This window comes from Arthrobacter sp. Cr_A7 (assembly GCF_029222765.1).
In the GTDB taxonomy this organism is placed as follows: Bacteria; Actinomycetota; Actinomycetes; order Actinomycetales; family Micrococcaceae; genus Arthrobacter.
Genome location: NZ_JARHXQ010000312.1, coordinates 17,828 through 35,482, shown reverse-complemented (window position 1 = coordinate 35,482; position 17,655 = coordinate 17,828). Strand labels below are relative to the sequence as shown.

Genomic DNA, 17,655 nt, shown 5'->3' with positions numbered 1-17,655 from the left:
CGGCCCTGAGGGCTGGTTCTCAGGACTTGCTGCCGGTGAGGGCGAGGGTGCCGCCGAGCCCGATCATTAAGGCACCGCCGGTCACCTCCACGGCTGAAACCCGCCCGGGCGAGCGGGCGAACCATCGCCTGGCCGTCCCTGCGGCGATGGCCCACATGCTGTCCGAGACCAGGGCGATCACCAGGAACACCGAACCGAGCAGTCCCAGCTGGAACGGGATGGCACCCGACGCGTAGTCCACGAACTGCGGCAGCACGGCAACAAAGAAAACCACGGACTTCGGGTTGGTGGCTCCAACCACTGCGCCCTCTCCCACCAGCCGCCAGGGCCTGGCATGGGCTGGTTGGTTTTCGGCCTCGATGCGGCTGAGGCGGTGCCTGATGGCTTGGATCCCCAGGTAAACGAGGTAAGCGGCACCGGCAAACTTCACCACGCTGAAGAGGATCACGGATTGTGCCACCACCATGCCCAGGCCCAGGGCCACTGCTGCCACCTGGACCAGTTGGCCGGTCGCATTGCCCAGGACGGTGAGGACTCCGCCCTTCCAGCCGAGCGCCAGCGAGCGGCCGATCACGAACAGGACGCTTGGCCCCGGCACGGCGATCAGCACCACTGAAGCCAACGAAAACGCCAGCAGGTTGGAGAGGGGGACCATGCCTGATCTTAGCCCCGGAGGGACCGGGCGGGCTGGGTCTGGCCGCAGCCGTCGGATCGGGACCTAATCGCCGCCGCGGACCGCCGCGACCACCGGCAGCGGTGAGGTCTCGTCCACAAGTTCGGCCCGCCGTCGTCCGTCACCCCTGATCCACAGCCGGTAGGCAAGGACCAGGAGAGCCAGCCACGCGCCGCCCACGTAGAGCGCGATCCTCGTGTCCTCAAACGCGCCCAGGACGGCGATGACCAGTGCCATAAAGGCAATGGTGAGGACAGAGGCCGTCGGCCACCAGGGCGAGGGGAATTCCGACGCCGGCAGGCCGGTCCGTGCGATCTCCCGCTTCATTGCCACATGGGACGCGAGGATCATGATCCACACCCACACGGTGGCGAAGGTGGCGATGGAGGCGATGAGGATGAAGACATCCTTGGGAATGACAGCGTTCAGGACCACACCCACCAGAAGGATGGCCGTCATCATGACCACCGTCATCCAGGGGACCCCATGCCGGGACACCTTGCCGAAGACGGCCGGGGCGTGGCCCTGCCTGGACAGCCCGAAGAGGATCCGCCCGGCACCGAAGATATCGCTGTTGATCGCGGAAAGGGCGGCCGTTATGACGACGGCGTTGAGGATGTGCGGCGCCGCAGGGATGCCGAGTCCGCTGAAGATCTGCACGAACGGGCTGCCGTTGCTGCCGATCTCGTTCCAGGGGAAGAGGCTCATGAGGACACCCAGGGTCAGGACGTAGAACAACAGGACGCGCACCGGCACGGTGTTGACGGCCTTGGGGATGACCTTCTTCGGGTCCGCGGCCTCGCCGGCGGTGATGCCCAGGGTCTCGATCCCGCCGAAGGCGAACATGACCACGGCGAAGGATGCCAGGAGCCCTTCGAAGCCATGCGGGAACATGCCGCCGTGCTCAACGAGGTTTCCCAGTCCCGGGGCGACGCTGGAACCGCCCGCCTGGAAGCCGAAGGCGATGATCGCGGCACCGCCGGCGATCATGGCGATAATGGCGGCCACCTTGATCAGTGAAAACCAGAACTCCAGCTCCCCGAAGACCTTGACGCTGAGGAGGTTCAGGGCAGCCAGGAAGCAGATGATGGCCAGGATCCAGATCCACCGGTCCACCTGGGGGAACCAGAAGCCCATGTAGATACTGAAGGCTGTCACGTCCGCGATGGCGACAATTGCCATCTCAAAGACATAGGTCCAGCCAGTGACAAAGCCGGCCAGGGGGCCAAGGTAACGGCTTGCATACTGTCCGAAGGAGCCGGAGACGGGGTGCCTCACGGCCATCTCGCCCAGGGCCCGCATCACCATGAACACGGCGGCGCCGCCGATGATGTAGGCCAGCAGGACGGCCGGTCCGGCTTTTTGGATGGCGGAGGCGGAACCATAGAAGAGGCCGGTGCCGATGGCCGAGCCCAGGGCCATGAACCGGATGTGGCGGACGTTCAATCCCCGGTTAAGGACGCTCCCGACGGCGGCTGCTGGGGTTCGCTGTCCGGCCGGACTTTCGTTCCTGGTGGGGTTTGGTGCTGCTTGCATGCAAATACCTTCTCGTCATTGGGAGGGGAACCGGTAACCAGCAGACCACTTTCGAGTGCGGGGTGATGAGCCTCACGGGAGGTTGGTGTCTTTCATCGCAGACTGGCTGGTTCTTCCCTGCGGGCTTTCTGCTCGCTGGTACAGAACTATTGACGCGGTGTCGGGTTCTCTTTACGTTGGTGACGCCACGCGGGTGGGGGTCACCCGCCAGACAGTCGTTGCCATCGAACAGGGCCGGTATTCGCCGTCGCTGGAGATGGCCTTCCAGATCGCCCACGTGCTCGGCGTATCGCTTGAGGACGTGTTCCAGTACCCGCAGCCAGAAGGAGATCAGCCATGAAAGCTATCGTGCAGGACGTTTATGGAGCGGCGGACGTGCTTCAGTTGCGGGAGATTGCGCGGCCAGTGCCGGGTGATGGTGAGGTCCTTATCCGGGTGCGGGCCGCCGGCGTCGACCAGGGGGTCTGGCACCTGATGACGGGGCTGCCCTATCTGATCAGGCTTTTCGGTTACGGACTGAGGAAGCCCAAGACGCCGGTGCGGGGCCGGGAGGTGGCCGGCGTTGTGGAGGCTGTGGGAGCCGATGTTGACCGCTTCCGGGTGGGCGACGAAGTTTATGGAACCTGCGAGGGGTCCTTTGCGGAATACGTCTGCGCGAGGGAGGACAAGCTGGCGCGGAAGCCCGTGAACCTCTCATTCGAGGAGGCGGCGGCAGCTCCCATTTCCGGTGTTACGGCCCTTCAGGCTGTCCGCGACGCGGGCGAGGTCACCGTTGGGCAAAAGGTGCTGATCATTGGGGCGGGCGGGGGAGTGGGCTCCTTCGCCGTGCAACTGGCCAAGGCCTTCGGGGCGGAGGTCACCGGGGTCTGCAGTACCGGCAAGATGGACCTCGTCCGGTCCCTCGGGGCCGATGCAGTTATCGACTATACGAATTCTGATATTGCCAGTGGGGGAAAGCTGTACGACGTCATCCTGGATACCGCCGGCAACCGGCCCCTGTCCGTCCTCCGGCGGGTGCTCGCGCCACAGGGAACGCTGGTGATCGTCGGAGGCGAAGGGGGCGGCAAGCTGATCGGCGGCTTTGAGCGGTCGATTGGGGCGCCCTTTGCTTCACTTTTCTCGCGCCAGAAATTCAAGGGGCTTGTCTCAAAGGAGACACACCTGGACCTGGAAGCACTCTCATCGCTCATTGAAGCCGGCAGCGTGAAGCCTGCCGTCGACAAGGTCTTCCCCCTTGAGGAAGCTCCGGCCGCTGTCAGATACCTGCACGAGGGGCGGAGCCGGGGCAAGGTAGTGGTCGGGGTTTCATAACGCCAGAACTCCCGGGCTCTGACCCGGTCAAGCCACCGGGGCTGGTCCTGGCTGTCCAAGAGACTGCATTGAGCGGTCAGACGTCTCGGCACTATCTGGTATCCCGGACAGCGCCTCGGCTTACGTAGTGCTTCCGGGGGAACGAAGGGCGCAAGGTTAAGTACGGGATCCCGGATAGCGTCGGGCCGCACATGAGAAATGGAGGAGTTCCGGTGTTAGTTACGGAAGCGAGGCCGCTGGCCGGCAGCACATCAAAGGCGGCATCCAAGGTCCCCGCCGCCGAAAACACCCTGCGCATCCTCAAACTGCTGGCCTCCCGCCGCGGTCCCATGGCAGCCTCGCAAATCGCTTCGTCACTGGGCCTGCCGCGGTCCAGCGTCTACCACCTGCTGGGAGTGATGGAGGCCAACGGGTTTGTGCTCCACCTCCATGAGGAACAGCGCTACGGTCTGGGGATCAGCGCCTTTGAGCTCAGTTCCGCGTATTCGAGGCAGGAACCGTTGTCGCGGCTGGGCCGCCCTCTTCTTGCTTCACTCGTGGATGCGCTGGGGGAGAGCGCGCACCTGGCCGTTCTGCACGGGCGGGATGTCCTCTACATTGTCGAGGAGCGGGCCAAGAACCGCCCGTCGCTGGTGACCGACGTCGGCGTCCGGCTCCCCAGCCACCTCACCGCCAGCGGGCGCGCCATCCTTGCCGCCCTGCCCAAATCCCAGGTCCGCGCGCTGTACCCGAATGCAGCCGCATTCACGGCCCGGCACGAGACCGAGTCGCCCATCATGAAGTACTCCGCCTTGTCCTCGCACCTGGACCGGGTCCGGCAAAGGGGTTACGCCACGGAACACGGCGAGGTGACCCCCGGCTTCGGCTCCATCGCCGCCGCCGTGACCGACCACCTTGGCTGGCCCACCGCGGCCGTGGCGGTCACATTCCTTGAGGACAAATTGCAGCCGGAAGAGTGGCCCGTCCTGGCGGCGCGTGTCCAAAAGGTCGCAGACGAGCTCTCGGTCCGCATCCACGGCCGACCGGTCAAATAATCCTCGTTGCTCCATCACCTAAGGCTGCTAAAAACCCGGACTGGGAGCCTTATGTGATAGAGCAACTCGGCCAGCCGGGCGTGTCTGGAATGCCGGACAGCACCCACCTCAAACCCCTATAAAGCCTCTTCGTAACGGGCTTTAGTTGATACAGAACTTCTTCCACGCACAGACGCACAACGAAAAGGAGCCACCATGGCACCCGCCGATTTCACCACCGGTGCCCGCCCGGTCAAAGCCGCCCGCGGCACCGAGCTCACCGCGAAGAGCTGGCAGACCGAAGCGCCGCTGCGCATGCTCATGAACAACCTGGACCCCGAAGTGGCCGAGCGTCCGGATGACCTGGTGGTCTACGGCGGCACCGGCCGGGCCGTGCGCTCCTGGGCAGCGTTCGACGCCATCACCCGCACCCTCGAAACCATGGAGAAGGACGAGACCCTCCTGGTCCAGTCCGGCAAGCCCGTGGGCGTCTTCCGCACCAACGAATGGGCACCCCGGGTGCTCCTGGCCAACTCCAACCTGGTGGGCGGCTGGGCCAACTGGCCCGAGTTCCGCCGGCTCGAGGCCGAGGGCCTGATGATGTACGGCCAGATGACGGCGGGGTCCTGGATCTACATCGGCACCCAGGGCATCCTGCAGGGCACTTTCGAGACGTTCGCGGCGATCGCCCGCAAGCTCACCAAAGACGAGAACGGCACCCTCGCCGGGACACTCACCCTGACCGGCGGCTGCGGCGGCATGGGCGGCGCGCAGCCGCTCGCGGTCACTCTGAACGAGGGCGCGTGCCTGATCGTCGACGTCGACGAGACCCGCCTGCGCCGCCGTGCCGGCAAGCGGTACCTGGACGAGGTGGAAACGGACCTCGACGCCGCCATCGCCAAGGTGCTCAAGGCCAAGGAAGAACGCCGCGGCTGGTCCGTGGGCTACGTGGGAAACGCAGCGGAAGTTTTCCCGGAGATCCTGCGCCGCCACAAAGCCGGTGAGTTCACCGTGGACATCGTCACCGACCAGACCTCCGCCCACGATCCGCTGAGCTACCTCCCCGAGGGCATCTCGGTCAACGAATGGCACCGCGAAGCCGAAGCTGACCCGGAAGGCTTCACCAAGAAGGCCCAGGCCTCGATGGCACGCCACGTTCAGGCCATGGTGGAATTCCAGGACGCCGGCGCCGAGGTGTTCGACTACGGCAACTCCATCCGCGATGAGGCCCGCAAGGGCGGCTACACCCGCGCGTTCGAATTCCCGGGCTTCGTCCCCGCCTACATCCGGCCGCTGTTCTGCGAGGGCCTCGGCCCGTTCCGCTGGGTGGCGCTCTCCGGAGACCCCGAAGACATCCGCGTCACCGACGAGGCCATCAAGGGACTCTTCCCCGGGAACAAGCACCTGCACCGCTGGATCGACGCGGCGCAGGAACGCGTCGAATTCGAAGGACTGCCGGCACGGATCTGCTGGCTGGGCTACGGCGAGCGCGCGAAAGCCGGGCTGCTGTTCAACCAGCTCGTCAAGGAAGGCAAGGTCAAGGCGCCTATCGTGATCGGCCGCGACCACCTGGACTCCGGCTCCGTCGCCTCCCCCTACCGCGAAACCGAGGCCATGGCCGACGGCTCGGACGCGATCGCCGACTGGCCCATGCTCAACGCCCTGCTCAACACCGCTTCCGGCGCCACCTGGGTGTCACTGCACCACGGCGGCGGCGTGGGCATCGGCCGATCCATCCACGCCGGCCAGGTCTCCGTCGCCGACGGCACCGACCTCGCCGCCGAAAAGCTCGAACGCCTCCTCACCAACGACCCCGGTATGGGCGTCATCCGCCACGCCGACGCCGGCTACGAACGCGCCCTCGACGTCGCCAAAGAACGCGGCGTCCGCATCCCCATGAACGAGTCTTCAGGGACCAACTAGTCCATCGACTGCTCCGTAACTGTCGTTTAGAACCCCGAAAACGACAGTTATGGAGCAATCGATCCCCGCACACCACAAAAAGTAGGAATCATGACATTGATAACCCACGAACCGCTGACCATCACCCTTGGCTCCAGCGGCGTCACGCCCGAGGATGTTGTCGCCGTCGCGCGCCACGACGCCAAGGTGGCCATCGCCCCGGAAGCCCTCGAAACAGTCGCCAAGGTCCGCGCCCACATTGACGGCCTCGCCTCCAGCGATGTCCCGGCGTACGGTATCTCCACCGGCTTCGGGGCCCTCGCCAACCGCCACATCCCCACCGAGCTGCGCACCCAGCTCCAGAAGAGTTTGATCCGCAGCCACGCAGCGGGCATGGGGCCGGCGGTGGAGCGCGAGGTGGTGCGCGGCATCATGTTCCTGCGCGCCAAGACCCTGGCGTCGGGCCGCACCGGGGTCCGGCCCGTGGTCCTGCAGACCATGGTGGACGTCCTCAACGCCGGCATCACGCCGGTGGTGCGCGAATTCGGCTCGCTCGGCTGCTCCGGCGATCTCGCCCCGCTGTCGCACTGCGCGCTGGTGCTCATGGGTGAGGGCGAGGCGGAAGGGCCCGACGGCGAACTGGTTGGCGCCGCCGGGCAGCGCACCGTCGCGGAGCTGCTCGCCGATCACGGCATCGAGCCGGTCACCCTCGCCGAAAAGGAAGGCCTGGCCCTGGTCAACGGCACCGAGGGCATGCTGGGCATGCTCCTGATGGCCATCGCTGACCTTCGCCGGCTGCTGACGACGGCGGACATCACCGCGGCGCTCAGCGTCGAGGCGCTGCTGGGCACCGACCAGGTGTTCCTGCCGGAGCTCCATGCCGCGCTGCGCCCGCACCCCGGCCAGGCTGCCAGTGCGGACAACATGCTCCGCGTCCTGTCCAACTCGCGCATCGTTGCTTCCCACCGGGTGGGCGATTCACGCGTCCAGGACGCCTACTCCCTCCGCTGTGCACCGCAGGTGGCCGGCGCCGTCAGGGACACCATCGACCATGCTGAACTGGTGGCGTCGCGCGAGCTGGCCGCTGCCATCGACAACCCCGTGGTGCTGCCGGATGGCCGGGTCAGCTCCAACGGGAACTTCCATGGCGCTCCCGTGGCTTACGTGCTGGACTTCCTGGCCATCGCGGTCGCGGACCTGAGTTCCATCGCGGAGCGCCGGACGGACCGGATGCTGGATCCTGCCCGCTCGCATGGCCTTCCCGCTTTCCTCGCGGCGGATCCCGGTGTGGATTCCGGCCTCATGATCGCCCAGTACACCCAGGCGGGCCTGGTGTCCGACAACAAGCGGCTGGCGGTCCCCGCATCCGTGGACTCCATCCCCAGCTCGGCCATGCAGGAAGACCACGTGTCCATGGGCTGGCATGCAGCCCGGAAGCTGCGCAAGGCCGTCGAAAACCTTCGCCGCGTCCTGGCCATTGAGCTGGTCACCTCGGCCCGGGCCCTGGACATCCGGAGCCAGCTTTCCGGCGGCGTCCTGACGCCGGGGCCCGCGGGCTCCGCCGTCGTCGCTGCCCTGCGTGACGTCGTCGAGGGGCCGGGAACGGACCGCTTCCTCTCGCCCGAGCTGGAAGCGGCGGACCGGCTGGTGGCGTCCGGGGAGGTGCGGAGGGCGGCCGAATCGGCAGTAGGCCCGCTTGCCTGATACCGAAGAATCTTCAGTATGCGGACAGCTCCTGTCCAAGGGGCGGAATTTTCGGCGACACGGTCAACCGTGGGCGGAAGAGTGTAGTAGAACTGAAGGTGTAGTGAAAGTCACATCAACGAGGCTGTGGCGCAGAACGTATACAAAGGGGTAGAAGTTCAAATGAAAGCACGTGGGGCAGTCTTATCGAGGCGCAATGCCCATTCCGCTGTGGTATCCAACTGGAAGAGCCTTTCGGTTGGTGACCATGTCGAGATCATCAAGCATGCGCATGTGGTAGCGGCCGGGGAGGTGGAAGAGGTGTCGCAGAGCGGAAACGTCCTGTGGCTTGTGCCGGCGGGCCCGGCAGAAAAGCAGCTCTTCCTGAAGTCCGACGGCGTACAGGTCCGCCGCGGCTAGGAGCCCCAGCAGATACAGCAAATCCCCGCACTGCCGAAAGGCAGGGCGGGGATTTGTGCGTTTTGGCTTTCCGCGATGGGAAAATCAGGCTGCGAACGCCTCGTAGGTTTCCCCGAACGGTACTGATTCGTCCAGGGCTACGGTGTAGCGTCCCGGGTGGAGCCTCGTCACCAGGATGCCGCAGGCTGCATCCTTTGCCGCCACCTCGATCAGCTCTGCAACGGCCTCTTCCAGGCCGGCGTGTACTTCGCGGGCGCTGGAAAATTCCAGGTCGATGGACCGGCTCGCATGTGCTTCTGCGGAGTCCGCGGCGTCCGGGCGGCGCTCCAACGTGGCTGTAGTCATGTGCTGAACTTTCTGTGTTTCCTGCCTGAGGGCCCACCCAGTCTACCGGCCGCTACCGGAGATGTCAGATGACTGCTGAATTCTCAGCACTCTACAGCCGCCGGACGAGCAGGCACAGAAGGCTGCACGGCAGCCTGGCTCCAGTCACAATCGGTGCGTTTTGCGGCCGGAGGTGCCGCCGCGCCACGATAGGAAACAGTCCTCCCACTCATCCCGGATCAAAGGAGATTCACCATGAAAATCATGCGCCTGGGCGAGGCCGGGAAGGAACAACCGGCCGTGATGGTTCCTGCCGGCGATGGTTCCTCCCGGTACTTCAGCCTGCTGCCCCTGACGCGGGATGTGGACGGCGCCTTCCTGGCATCAGGAGGCCTCGACCGGGCGCGGGAGGCACTGGCAGCCGGAACCCTTCCCGTCCTTGAGAACGCAGAAACCTTGCGCGTGGGAGCTCCCGTGGCCCGGCCGGGAACAGTGGTGGGCATCGGCATGAATTATGCGGCCCATGCAGCGGAGTCCGGTTCTGCGCCGCCGGAGATCCCTGTCATGTTCCTCAAGCCCAGCAACACAGTGGCCGGGCCCTACGACGCCGCTCCCGTTCCGCCCCTCTCCAGCAAGTACGACTGGGAGGTGGAGCTGGGCATCGTCATCGGCCGGGAAGCCAGCTACCTCGCAACCACAGATGAAGCGGCCGCCTGCATCGCCGGGTACGTCACGGCGAACGACCTCTCGGAGCGTGAGTACCAGCTGCCCGGGGCCGCCGGGCAGTGGACAAAGGGCAAAACGCTGCCAGGGTCAACACCCTTGGGCCCGTGGCTTGTCCCTGCGGAAGACGTCGACGGCGGGAACCTCCGGCTGCGCAGCTGGGTCAATGGGGAACCGCGGCAGGACTCCACCACATCAGAGCTCATTTTCGACGCTGCCACCCTGGTCCACCACTGCAGCCAGTACATGCGGCTGGAGCCCGGTGATGTCATCATCACCGGGACTCCGGAAGGGGTGGCCCTCAGCGGCCGCTTCCCCTACCTCCAGCCGGGCGATGTGGTGGAGGTAGAGGTGGAAGGGCTGGGCCGCCAGCGCCAGGAACTGTACCGAGCGGGATCCGGCGTACTAGCCGGCCTTCACCGCCAGGACGGGGCAGTCGGCCTCCAGCAGGATGCGCTGTGACACGCTGCCCATGATGAGCTTGCCCACCGGAGTGCGGCGCCGCAGGCCGATCACGATCAGCTCGGCGTTGTTCTCCTCCGCGGCGTCCAGGACCTCGGCGGCGGCATCGTGGCCACGGACCGGCTGCTTGATCACATGGTCGATGCCCTGGGTGGCCAGGCGGTCCTCGATGCTCTGGATGTCCGAATCCTGGGCGTAGCGGTTGTCCACCAAAGCGTCGCCCTTGGATGAGTTGATGACCAGCAGTTGGGTGTTGCTCTTCCGGGCTTCGTGGATGGCCTGGGTCAGGGCTGCTTCGCCCTCGGGTGTCGGGACGTATCCCACCACAATGGTCATGGTGTCTCCTTCTTTTCTGGGCGGGCGGAGCTTTCTGAATGGACGGGCAGGTCCGGATGCGCGGAGCTGCCTGAAGGAGCCTCCGGAGCGGAAGGTGCGGCCACGCCGGCCGTGGCAAGCGCCGGGCGGTTGCGCCGGATGAGTTTGAAGATGAACGGCCAGACCAGGATGATGGCCACGATGATGTAGATGACGACGGCGATCGGCTCGCTGAACAGGCCGGCCGGGTCACCGGCGCTGAGCTGCAGCGTCTGCCGCAGTTGCTTTTCGATGCGCGGGCCCAGGATGACGCCGAGGATCAGCGGCAGGACCGGAAGGCCGAAACGCCGCATCATGAAGCCCAGGGCGCCGAGCGCCAGCAGGAGCACCAGGTCAAACGCCTGCAGGTTCACCGAGTAGGCGCCCAGGGTGGCGAAGAACAGGATGCCGGCGTACAGGTACGGGCGCGGGATCTGCAGGAGCTTCGCCCACATCGGTGCCAGCGGCAGGTTGATCAGCAGCAGCAGCAGGTTGCCGATGAAGAGGCTGGCGATCAGCGCCCACACCAGGGGGCCCTGGCTCGAGAAGAGCTGGGGACCGGGCTGGATGCCGTAGCTGGTGAACGCTGCGAGCATCACCGCGGCGGTGGCGTTGGTGGGCAGGCCCAGGGCAAGCATGGGGGTCAGGGTGCCGGCAGCTGCAGCGTTGTTGGCAGCTTCCGGACCGGCCACGCCTTCGATGGCGCCCTTGCCGAACTCCTCGGGGTGCTTGCTGAGGCGCTTCTCGGTGACGTAGGAGAGGAACGTGGGGATCTCGGCGCCGCCGGCGGGCAGTGCACCGAAGGGGAAGCCGTAGGCGGTCCCGCGGAGCCAGGGCTTCCAGGACCTCTTCCAGTCCTGCTTACCCATCCACGGGCGGCCCACGGGAATGATCTGCAGGGGGTTGCGGCGCAGGTGGGCGGCCACCCAGAGGGCTTCACCGACGGCGAAGATCGCCACCGCCACCACCACAATGTCCAGGCCGTCGGCCAGGAGCGGCACGCCGAACGTGAGCCGGGCCTGGCCCGTGACCACGTCCAGGCCTACCAGGCCGATGGCGAGGCCAAGGCCCAGCGATGCGAAGCCGCGAAGGCGGGAGGAACCGAGGACCGCGGTGACGGCCAGCAGGGCCAGCACCATGATCGAGAAGTAGCTCGGCGCGCCCAGGCTGACGGCGAATTCCACCACGACCGGGGCGCAGACTGCCAGGAGGGCGGTACCGATGGTGCCGGCAACGAAGGAGCCGATGGCCGCCGTCGCAAGCGCCTGTGCCGCACGCCCCGCCTTGGCCATTTTGTTGCCTTCGATCGCCGTCACCACCGACGACGACTCGCCAGGTGTGTTCAGCAGGATCGAGGTGGTGGAGCCGCCGTACATGCCGCCGTAGTAGATGCCGGCGAACATAATGAAGGCGCTGGTGGGTTCCAGGGCGTAGGTGACCGGGAGCAGCAGGGCAACGGTCATGGCCGGGCCCAGGCCCGGAAGGACGCCGACGGCGGTGCCCAGGAGTACGCCGATCACGGCGTAGAGGAAGTTCATGGGGGTCAGGGCGGTGGCGAAACCGTCCATCAGTGAGGACCAGACGTCCATCAGAGGATTCCTTCCAGGAGTCCGGCCGGCAGTGCGATGCCGAGGCCGAGGTAGAAGCCGTAGAAGGTGAGCAGGGCCAGGGCCAGGGAAATGATCCCGTCACGGATGTAGTGGCGGCTGCCCAGGGCCAGGACGCTGCCCCAGAACAGTACCGTTCCGGAGATGACCCAGCCGGCCCAGTCGATGAGCAGGATGTTAAGGATGAAGGCGCCTGCCAGGGGCAGGACCGTCTTCCAGTCGGCGGGGTGGGTAAGGTCCACGTCCTCGCCGCCTTCCGCCTCGCCCTGGCCGCCGCGGAGGACGTTGACGGCCAGCAGGACGGCGCAGACCAGCAGCATGGCGCCCACGATGAACGGGAGGGTCTTTGGTCCTACTGGATCAGACTGGGAGTACGGGGTGGAGATGCGGGCCGCGTCCCAGATGACCAGGGCGCCGGCCGCGCCGAGCAGGAGGGCAACCCCCAGCTCGGCGCGGCCTTTCAGCCGTGCGGCAAGTGTTGGGGAGGAGCTCACGCCAAGCCAAGCTTCGTGAGGACGTCCGCCACCCGCTTGTCCTGCTCGGCGAGGAAGGTTTCGAACTCGTCGCCGGTGATGAAGGCGTCGGTCCAGCTGTTGGTCTTCAATGCTTCCTTCCACCCTTCGGTGGCGTGCATCTTCTCAAGGGCGGCGATCAGGGATGCCTTGTCCTCGTCGCTGATGCCCGGAGGGGCGACGATGCCGCGCCAGTTGGTGAAGACCAGGTCGATGTTGGATTCCTTCAGCGTGGGGGCATCCACGCCTTCCAGCCGCTCTTCGCCGCTGGTGGCCAGGACGCGGACTTCACCGGATTCGATCTGCTTGAGGTACTCACCGGCACCGGAGGCCGCGAAGCCCACCTTGTTGCCGAGGATGGCCGGGAGGAGGTCCCCGCCGCCGTCGTAGGAAACGAAGTTCACCTTGGTGGCGTCAATGCCCAGGGCGCCGGCGAGCTGCATGGGCAGCAGGTGGTCCGGGCCGCCCGGGGAGGAGCCGCCGCCGACGCTGATGGAACCGGGATCAGCCTTCCAGGCGGCAACCAGGTCATCGATGGTCTTGTAGGGGGAATCCTTGCTGACCATGATGGCGCCGGGCTCTTCGATGAGCCGTGCCAGGGGAGTGGTGGCCGTGAGCTTGGACTCGGACTTGTTGGTATAGCTCGCGCCCACCACGCCCAGGCCCATGAGCATGGTGAGGTCGCCGTTGCCCTTTTCGTTCACGATGCGGGCCAGGCCCACGGTCCCGCCGGCACCGGCGAGGTTGAAGACTTCGGTGTTGGTGGCAACCTTCTCGTCGTCGAGGACCTTGGCGGCCACGCGGGCGGTGGTGTCATAGCCGCCGCCCGGAGTGTTGGGGACCATGATCTGGAGGCCGGAGATGGGCCCGGCGGCAGCGCCGGAGCTTTCCGTACCCGTGGAGCTTTTGCCGGTGGCACCGCAGCCGGTGGCCATCAGGGCGATGCCGGCGGCGACGGCGGCGATTCGCAATGCGCGGATCTGGCGCATGGTGTTCCTCTTCTCATGAAAAATGATCAGCAAGACTGACTTGTGCTTCGATGCTAGGTTCCGCCGTGATAGCGGTCACTCTTATGTACGCAGAGAAAGTTAAGTTCATTTCGTTCACGTTTCGGGAATCCCTCACCGCCGGGCGCCTCCGGGGGTGGAAGGCCCTGCCAGCCGTGCACCTGCTCCGCCTGCGGTATAGTTCCCGTACCTCCGCCGGTGGCCGCAGGACCAGTGGCCCGGCCGGACATATTTGCTGAAACTTAAGGACCAACCACCGTGACTCGACGAAGAGGGATGTCCCTCGCGGGGCAATACCTCGTGCTGCAGTTGCTGATTGTGTTGGCAGTCCTGGTGGCCGTGGTGGCCATCTCCCTGGCCCAGTCTGCGGCCGCCTTCGAGCGCGTCGAAGGCCGCCGTGCGCTGTCCGCCGCCGAAGCGCTCGGCAACAACCCCGCCGTCCGTGAATTGCTTCCCGCCGCCGAACCCCGCGTGGGCGCAGCACTCCCGGCAGTGGCCGAGTCCGTCCGGACAGTCTCCGGGGCGTCCCAGGTGGCGCTGGCGAAGCTGGACCGGACGGTGGTGGCCTCGTCCGACCCCGGGCTCCTGGGCCAGCACCTGGAACTGGGGGAGAGCCGGGTGATGGACGGCCGCGCCTGGACCGGAGTGGTGGCCGGGAGCGGCGCAGCCCTCCTGTCCGCCCACGTCCCGGTGCTGGACGATGCCGGGATTATGATCGGCATCGCCTCGGTCAGCAGGAACTATCCCACCACGCTGGAGCGGCTGGGCGACGCCGTCCCCAACCTGCTCACGTACGTCGGGGTGGCCAGCGTGCTGGGCGTCGCGGGCTCCCTCCTGTTGTCCCGCCGCGTCAAGCGGCAGACCCTGGGCATGGAACCCAGCGAGATTACCAACCTGGTGGAAAACCGTGAGGCCATGCTGCACGGGCTCAAGGAAGGCGTGGTGGCCCTCGATCCGAACGAGCGCATCACCGTGGCCAATGACAGCGCCCGGGAACTCCTGGGCCTGCCGGCGGACTGCGTGGGCAAGAAGCTTGCATCACTTCCCGTGGATCCCGCACTGAAAGTAGTGCTGACCCGCGACCAGCCGGACCCTGACCAGCTGGTCCTGGTGGGCGAGCGGCTGGTGGTGCTGAACCGGGTTCCCATCCGTTCCCGCGGCCGCGGGATTGGCTCCGTCACCACCCTGCGCGACAGGACCGAGCTGTCCTCCCTGGAAAAGGAATTGGGCGCCACCCGCACCGCCACGGACACCCTCCGCGCACAGGCACACGAGTTCGCCAACCAGCTGCATGTCATCTCCGGCCTGATCCAGATCGGCGACTACGATTCGGTGGTGCAGTTCGTGAACGGGGCAACGGTGGACCGGACCCGGCTCAGTGACGAGGTCACGGCCAGGATCCATGACCCTGCGCTGGCCGCGCTGCTCATAGCCAAGTCCAGCCTGGCGGCGGAACGCGGCGTGGCGCTCCAGCTGGATCCCGAATCATCGCTGCGTCCGGTCAATGATGAGCTTTCGCGCGACCTTGCCACCGTGGCGGGAAACCTGGTGGACAACGCGTTCGACGCCGTTGCCGGGGTTGGGCAGGCCTCCGTCCGGGTGCTTGTGGAGGACACGGGCGGCGAGGTCACCGTCACCGTTCGTGACAACGGGCCCGGCGTTCCGGCGGACAAGGCGGAGGACATTTTCCGGCAGGGATTCACCACCAAGGATTCCAGGCGGGAGGGCGGGCGCGGGTTTGGCCTGGCACTCTCCCGCGTGGTCTGCCGCCGGTCGGGCGGCGACCTCACGGTGGCCAACAGCAACGGGGCGGTTTTTACCGCCCGCTTCAAAAGAGGTGCAGAAGCATGATCAAGGTCCTGATAGTCGATGACGACTTCATGGTGGCCAAGGTCCACGCCGGGTTCATCCAGCGGACGCCCGGTTTCAAGGTGGTTGGTGCGGCCCATACCGGCGCCCAGGCGGTGATCGAAACCGAACGGCTGCAGCCGGACCTGGTGCTGCTGGACATCCACCTGCCGGACATTAACGGCCTGGACCTGATGCAGCAACTGCGTGAGGTGGCCCCGGAACTGGATGTGCTGGTGATCAGCGCTGCCCGCGAAGTGGAGACCGTCCGGAAGGCGCTGCGGGGAGGCATCGTCCACTACCTCATCAAGCCTTTTTCGCAATCGGACCTGCAGGAGCGGCTGGAGCATTACCGCAGCGCATACCAGAGCCTCGATGCGTCCAAGGACATTGCCGAGCAGTCGGACGTCAACCGGGTCTTCGGCCTGGACCGCAGCGAGCGGCCGCTGCCCAAGGGCTGCAGCGTGGAGACACTGAAGCTGGTGGAGGCGGCCCTGGGCGCAGCCCCCGGTGACCTTTCGGCCGCCGAGCTGGCAGAAGAACTCGGCACGTCACGCGTCAGTGCCCGCCGCTACTTGGAGTACCTGCACGATGAAGGCACCCTGGACGTCCGGCTCAAGTACGGTGTGGGACGTCCCGAGCGCCGCTATGTCATGAAGGGCAAGTAGCCGGCACGCCGGGAACCCGGCAGCCAGTCCTAGTGTTCGCCGCCAGGCGTGGGGCCGGGAAGGAATTCCGCGGGCAGTTCAGCCACCGGGACAATCACCATGTCCTGGACCTTCCAGTCCATGGCTACGCAGGCTTCGCGTGCGGCCTCAATTTGGTCCAGGGTGGGCATGGTCCCTGCCGCCGGGACCACGAACGACTCCACGTGGAACACGTGCCCCTCGTCGCGAATCCGTGACTTGGCCGTCTCTGCCCACGGGAGCCCGCGGAGGTAGGTGTCAAGCTGCCGCCCGAGGGGGTGGGGCGCGCCGTCGTCGTAGGTCATGGCACGTTTGTCCATGAGGGCCGAGACGGCTGCCCGGGTGTTCCGGACGCCGTCGTGCAGGATGCTCCCGGAAATGACCAGGGCCGCGGCATAGTCCGCCCACCACCAGCCAATCCCAATGCCTGCCACTCCCACGGCAGCAGCAAGGGCGGTCATCCAGTCCGCCTTGTTCATGTCAGCGTCGGCGTACAGCACTTTGTCGTGCAGCTTCTCTGCAAGCTTCATCTTGACCCGGCCCAGCCAGATGGGAGGTCCTGCCGTGAGGACCATTGCCGTGATCATCAGCCAACCTAGCCAGATGGTCTGGCCAAAAAAGTTGAAGCCGCCGATCGTGGGATGTTCCGCGCTCAACAGCCCAATGGCGGAATCCACGATGAGATAGGCGCCCATGACGGTGAGGGCCACCGCCGCCACCACATGTGCGATGCCCACCGCCCGGTGGTAGCCGTAGGGGTGGTCCTCGCTGGGGTGTCTGCGGATGACGCGTGTGGCGAAAAGGAAGGCAATGGGCGGCAGGAAGGACAGGACGTCCTCCACCCATGCGGCCTTCATCGCCTGGGAGTTGCCGAGCACCCCAAACACGAGGGCTGTGGAGGCAGCCAGGAATCCGATGGTGATCCACTCGTACTTTTTGGCTTTGCGCAGGGCGTCCTGCTGTTCCTGCGGCAGTTCCGTGTGGCCGAACCGCACGTCAGTCCCGCTGCCGGGCGCGCTCATGCCTGGGCCGCCGCACTCTTCAGGAAGGTGTCCAGCTCCAGCAGGAACGCGTTTTCGCCCATCGGAACCAGCATGATGTGCTTGTGCAGGGATTCCCGCCCGTCCCTGGATTCCCCGTAGGGGAGCGTCAGGCCCGCGTGGGTGGACCACGGCGTCTTGTCATCCAGGCCGCCGATCACCAGGTCCAGTCCGCCATGCTTGAGCTCCTCAGCCAGGACCTGCTCAGTCCCGATGGTCCACTCGACGTCCGCCCCCAGCGTCTGCGCGAATTGCCGCACCAGTTCCGCCTCCGAGCCCTGGACAGCCTCTGTTCCCGAGGTGTCCTGCCCGGAAATCCGCACCCAGTCACCGTTCGGGCTGGCACCCACGCGAAGGGTACCGCCGCGGACTTTCTCCAGGGTGCCCTGCGGGTCCGCCGGGTACGTCCCGCAACCGGCAACAAGCATCATCCCGGCCAGCAGGACGGCCACTAACGTGTGACGCCGCATCGGCACTCTCCTTCCAGCAGGTACTTTTCATCTTCATGATAGACAGCATGCTTACCATTCGATGACATCAGTGGATACCGCGGC

The 17,655-nt window shown here is 66.0% G+C and carries 18 protein-coding genes; 9 read left to right on the top strand and 9 right to left on the bottom strand.

Annotated features, from left to right (window positions below):
- Nucleotides 1–19: 19 nt before the first annotated feature.
- Nucleotides 20–655: a LysE family translocator gene (locus P2Q66_RS19180; RefSeq protein ID WP_275730691.1), complete on the bottom strand. Its 636-nt coding sequence runs from the start codon at nucleotides 653–655 to the stop codon at nucleotides 20–22.
- Between the two features lie 63 nt (nucleotides 656–718).
- Nucleotides 719–2,209 (bottom strand): amino acid permease, encoded by a 1,491-nt coding sequence (locus tag P2Q66_RS19175; protein WP_275730689.1) that lies wholly within the window; start codon nucleotides 2,207–2,209, stop codon nucleotides 719–721.
- 157 nt (nucleotides 2,210–2,366) lie between these two features.
- On the opposite strand from P2Q66_RS19175, the gene P2Q66_RS19170 reads away from it, so the two are divergent.
- The 6 genes from P2Q66_RS19170 to P2Q66_RS19145 all read left to right on the top strand — a co-directional run bounded on the left by P2Q66_RS19170 (nucleotide 2,367) and on the right by P2Q66_RS19145 (nucleotide 8,538).
- A complete protein-coding gene (locus tag P2Q66_RS19170) occupies nucleotides 2,367–2,549 on the top strand; it encodes a helix-turn-helix transcriptional regulator (RefSeq protein WP_275730687.1) in 183 nt (60 codons plus the stop codon).
- Complete coding sequence (locus P2Q66_RS19165; RefSeq protein ID WP_275730685.1) at nucleotides 2,546–3,520, top strand: NAD(P)-dependent alcohol dehydrogenase; 975 nt, start codon at nucleotides 2,546–2,548, stop codon at nucleotides 3,518–3,520. The genes P2Q66_RS19170 and P2Q66_RS19165 overlap by 4 nt, the downstream gene beginning before the upstream one ends.
- 212 nt (nucleotides 3,521–3,732) lie before the next feature.
- Entirely contained in the window at nucleotides 3,733–4,554 is an 822-nt protein-coding gene (locus P2Q66_RS19160; protein ID WP_079598370.1) for an IclR family transcriptional regulator, read from the top strand.
- A gap of 195 nt (nucleotides 4,555–4,749) precedes the next feature.
- Nucleotides 4,750–6,456, top strand: a complete 1,707-nt coding sequence (locus P2Q66_RS19155) for a urocanate hydratase (RefSeq protein ID WP_275730682.1) — start codon at nucleotides 4,750–4,752, stop codon at nucleotides 6,454–6,456.
- Between the two features lie 90 nt (nucleotides 6,457–6,546).
- Nucleotides 6,547–8,139, top strand: a complete 1,593-nt coding sequence (gene hutH, locus P2Q66_RS19150; RefSeq protein WP_275730680.1) for a histidine ammonia-lyase — start codon at nucleotides 6,547–6,549, stop codon at nucleotides 8,137–8,139.
- A gap of 162 nt (nucleotides 8,140–8,301) precedes the next feature.
- Nucleotides 8,302–8,538, top strand: a complete 237-nt coding sequence (locus tag P2Q66_RS19145) for a hypothetical protein (protein WP_079598373.1) — start codon at nucleotides 8,302–8,304, stop codon at nucleotides 8,536–8,538.
- Between the two features lie 84 nt (nucleotides 8,539–8,622).
- On the opposite strand, the gene P2Q66_RS19140 is transcribed toward P2Q66_RS19145, so the two are convergent.
- The gene (locus P2Q66_RS19140; protein ID WP_115526286.1) at nucleotides 8,623–8,883 is read right to left on the bottom strand and encodes a hypothetical protein; all 261 of its coding nucleotides are present in this window, start codon (nucleotides 8,881–8,883) and stop codon (nucleotides 8,623–8,625) included.
- Between the two features lie 234 nt (nucleotides 8,884–9,117).
- Here P2Q66_RS19140 and P2Q66_RS19135 point away from each other — a divergent pair, with 234 nt between their 5' ends.
- Nucleotides 9,118–10,047 carry a fumarylacetoacetate hydrolase family protein gene (locus P2Q66_RS19135; protein WP_275730677.1) on the top strand — a complete coding sequence of 310 codons (930 nt, stop codon included), beginning with the start codon at nucleotides 9,118–9,120 and terminating at the stop codon, nucleotides 10,045–10,047.
- Here P2Q66_RS19135 and P2Q66_RS19130 read toward each other — a convergent pair.
- Genes P2Q66_RS19130 through P2Q66_RS19115 form a run of 4 tightly spaced genes read right to left on the bottom strand, consistent with a single transcriptional unit; the run spans nucleotide 9,991 to nucleotide 13,509 of the window.
- The gene (locus P2Q66_RS19130; RefSeq protein ID WP_275730675.1) at nucleotides 9,991–10,383 is read right to left on the bottom strand and encodes a universal stress protein; all 393 of its coding nucleotides are present in this window, start codon (nucleotides 10,381–10,383) and stop codon (nucleotides 9,991–9,993) included. The two genes, P2Q66_RS19135 and P2Q66_RS19130, sit on opposite strands and share 57 nt — an antisense overlap.
- The gene (locus P2Q66_RS19125; protein ID WP_275730674.1) at nucleotides 10,380–11,990 is read right to left on the bottom strand and encodes a tripartite tricarboxylate transporter permease; all 1,611 of its coding nucleotides are present in this window, start codon (nucleotides 11,988–11,990) and stop codon (nucleotides 10,380–10,382) included. Before P2Q66_RS19125 ends, P2Q66_RS19130 begins: the two co-directional genes overlap by 4 nt.
- A complete protein-coding gene (locus P2Q66_RS19120) occupies nucleotides 11,990–12,502 on the bottom strand; it encodes a tripartite tricarboxylate transporter TctB family protein (protein ID WP_275730672.1) in 513 nt (170 codons plus the stop codon). Before P2Q66_RS19120 ends, P2Q66_RS19125 begins: the two co-directional genes overlap by 1 nt.
- Complete coding sequence (locus P2Q66_RS19115) at nucleotides 12,499–13,509, bottom strand: tripartite tricarboxylate transporter substrate-binding protein (RefSeq protein ID WP_115526282.1); 1,011 nt, start codon at nucleotides 13,507–13,509, stop codon at nucleotides 12,499–12,501. The genes P2Q66_RS19120 and P2Q66_RS19115 overlap by 4 nt, the downstream gene beginning before the upstream one ends.
- A 294-nt stretch (nucleotides 13,510–13,803) precedes the next feature.
- Here P2Q66_RS19115 and P2Q66_RS19110 point away from each other — a divergent pair, with 294 nt between their 5' ends.
- Nucleotides 13,804–15,378 carry a sensor histidine kinase gene (locus P2Q66_RS19110; RefSeq protein WP_275730695.1) on the top strand — a complete coding sequence of 525 codons (1,575 nt, stop codon included), beginning with the start codon at nucleotides 13,804–13,806 and terminating at the stop codon, nucleotides 15,376–15,378.
- Nucleotides 15,375–16,043, top strand: coding sequence for a response regulator (locus P2Q66_RS19105; protein ID WP_275730668.1), 669 nt, complete (start codon nucleotides 15,375–15,377; stop codon nucleotides 16,041–16,043). The genes P2Q66_RS19110 and P2Q66_RS19105 overlap by 4 nt, the downstream gene beginning before the upstream one ends.
- A 29-nt stretch (nucleotides 16,044–16,072) precedes the next feature.
- On the opposite strand, the gene P2Q66_RS19100 is transcribed toward P2Q66_RS19105, so the two are convergent.
- Both P2Q66_RS19100 and P2Q66_RS19095 read right to left on the bottom strand, forming a co-directional pair.
- Nucleotides 16,073–17,083, bottom strand: a complete 1,011-nt coding sequence (locus tag P2Q66_RS19100) for a cation diffusion facilitator family transporter (protein WP_275730666.1) — start codon at nucleotides 17,081–17,083, stop codon at nucleotides 16,073–16,075.
- Nucleotides 17,080–17,571, bottom strand: a complete 492-nt coding sequence (locus tag P2Q66_RS19095) for an ABC transporter substrate-binding protein (protein WP_275730664.1) — start codon at nucleotides 17,569–17,571, stop codon at nucleotides 17,080–17,082. The genes P2Q66_RS19100 and P2Q66_RS19095 overlap by 4 nt, the downstream gene beginning before the upstream one ends.
- Nucleotides 17,572–17,655 lie beyond the last annotated feature (84 nt).

Bases quoted from the DNA above. Each gene is read 5' to 3' on its own strand.
- P2Q66_RS19180 (WP_275730691.1), bottom strand. From the start codon at position 655: ATGGTCCCCCTCTCCAACCTGCTGGCGTTTTCGTTGGCTTCAGTGGTG.
- P2Q66_RS19175 (WP_275730689.1), bottom strand. From the start codon at position 2,209: ATGCAAGCAGCACCAAACCCCACCAGGAACGAAAGTCCGGCCGGACAG.
- P2Q66_RS19165 (WP_275730685.1), top strand. From the start codon at position 2,546: ATGAAAGCTATCGTGCAGGACGTTTATGGAGCGGCGGACGTGCTTCAG.
- P2Q66_RS19155 (WP_275730682.1), top strand. From the start codon at position 4,750: ATGGCACCCGCCGATTTCACCACCGGTGCCCGCCCGGTCAAAGCCGCC.
- hutH (WP_275730680.1), top strand. From the start codon at position 6,547: ATGACATTGATAACCCACGAACCGCTGACCATCACCCTTGGCTCCAGC.
- P2Q66_RS19145 (WP_079598373.1), top strand. From the start codon at position 8,302: ATGAAAGCACGTGGGGCAGTCTTATCGAGGCGCAATGCCCATTCCGCT.
- P2Q66_RS19140 (WP_115526286.1), bottom strand. From the start codon at position 8,883: ATGACTACAGCCACGTTGGAGCGCCGCCCGGACGCCGCGGACTCCGCA.
- P2Q66_RS19135 (WP_275730677.1), top strand. From the start codon at position 9,118: ATGAAAATCATGCGCCTGGGCGAGGCCGGGAAGGAACAACCGGCCGTG.
- P2Q66_RS19130 (WP_275730675.1), bottom strand. From the start codon at position 10,383: ATGACCATTGTGGTGGGATACGTCCCGACACCCGAGGGCGAAGCAGCC.
- P2Q66_RS19125 (WP_275730674.1), bottom strand. From the start codon at position 11,990: ATGGACGTCTGGTCCTCACTGATGGACGGTTTCGCCACCGCCCTGACC.
- P2Q66_RS19115 (WP_115526282.1), bottom strand. From the start codon at position 13,509: ATGCGCCAGATCCGCGCATTGCGAATCGCCGCCGTCGCCGCCGGCATC.
- P2Q66_RS19110 (WP_275730695.1), top strand. From the start codon at position 13,804: ATGTCCCTCGCGGGGCAATACCTCGTGCTGCAGTTGCTGATTGTGTTG.
- P2Q66_RS19105 (WP_275730668.1), top strand. From the start codon at position 15,375: ATGATCAAGGTCCTGATAGTCGATGACGACTTCATGGTGGCCAAGGTC.
- P2Q66_RS19100 (WP_275730666.1), bottom strand. From the start codon at position 17,083: ATGAGCGCGCCCGGCAGCGGGACTGACGTGCGGTTCGGCCACACGGAA.
- P2Q66_RS19095 (WP_275730664.1), bottom strand. From the start codon at position 17,571: ATGCGGCGTCACACGTTAGTGGCCGTCCTGCTGGCCGGGATGATGCTT.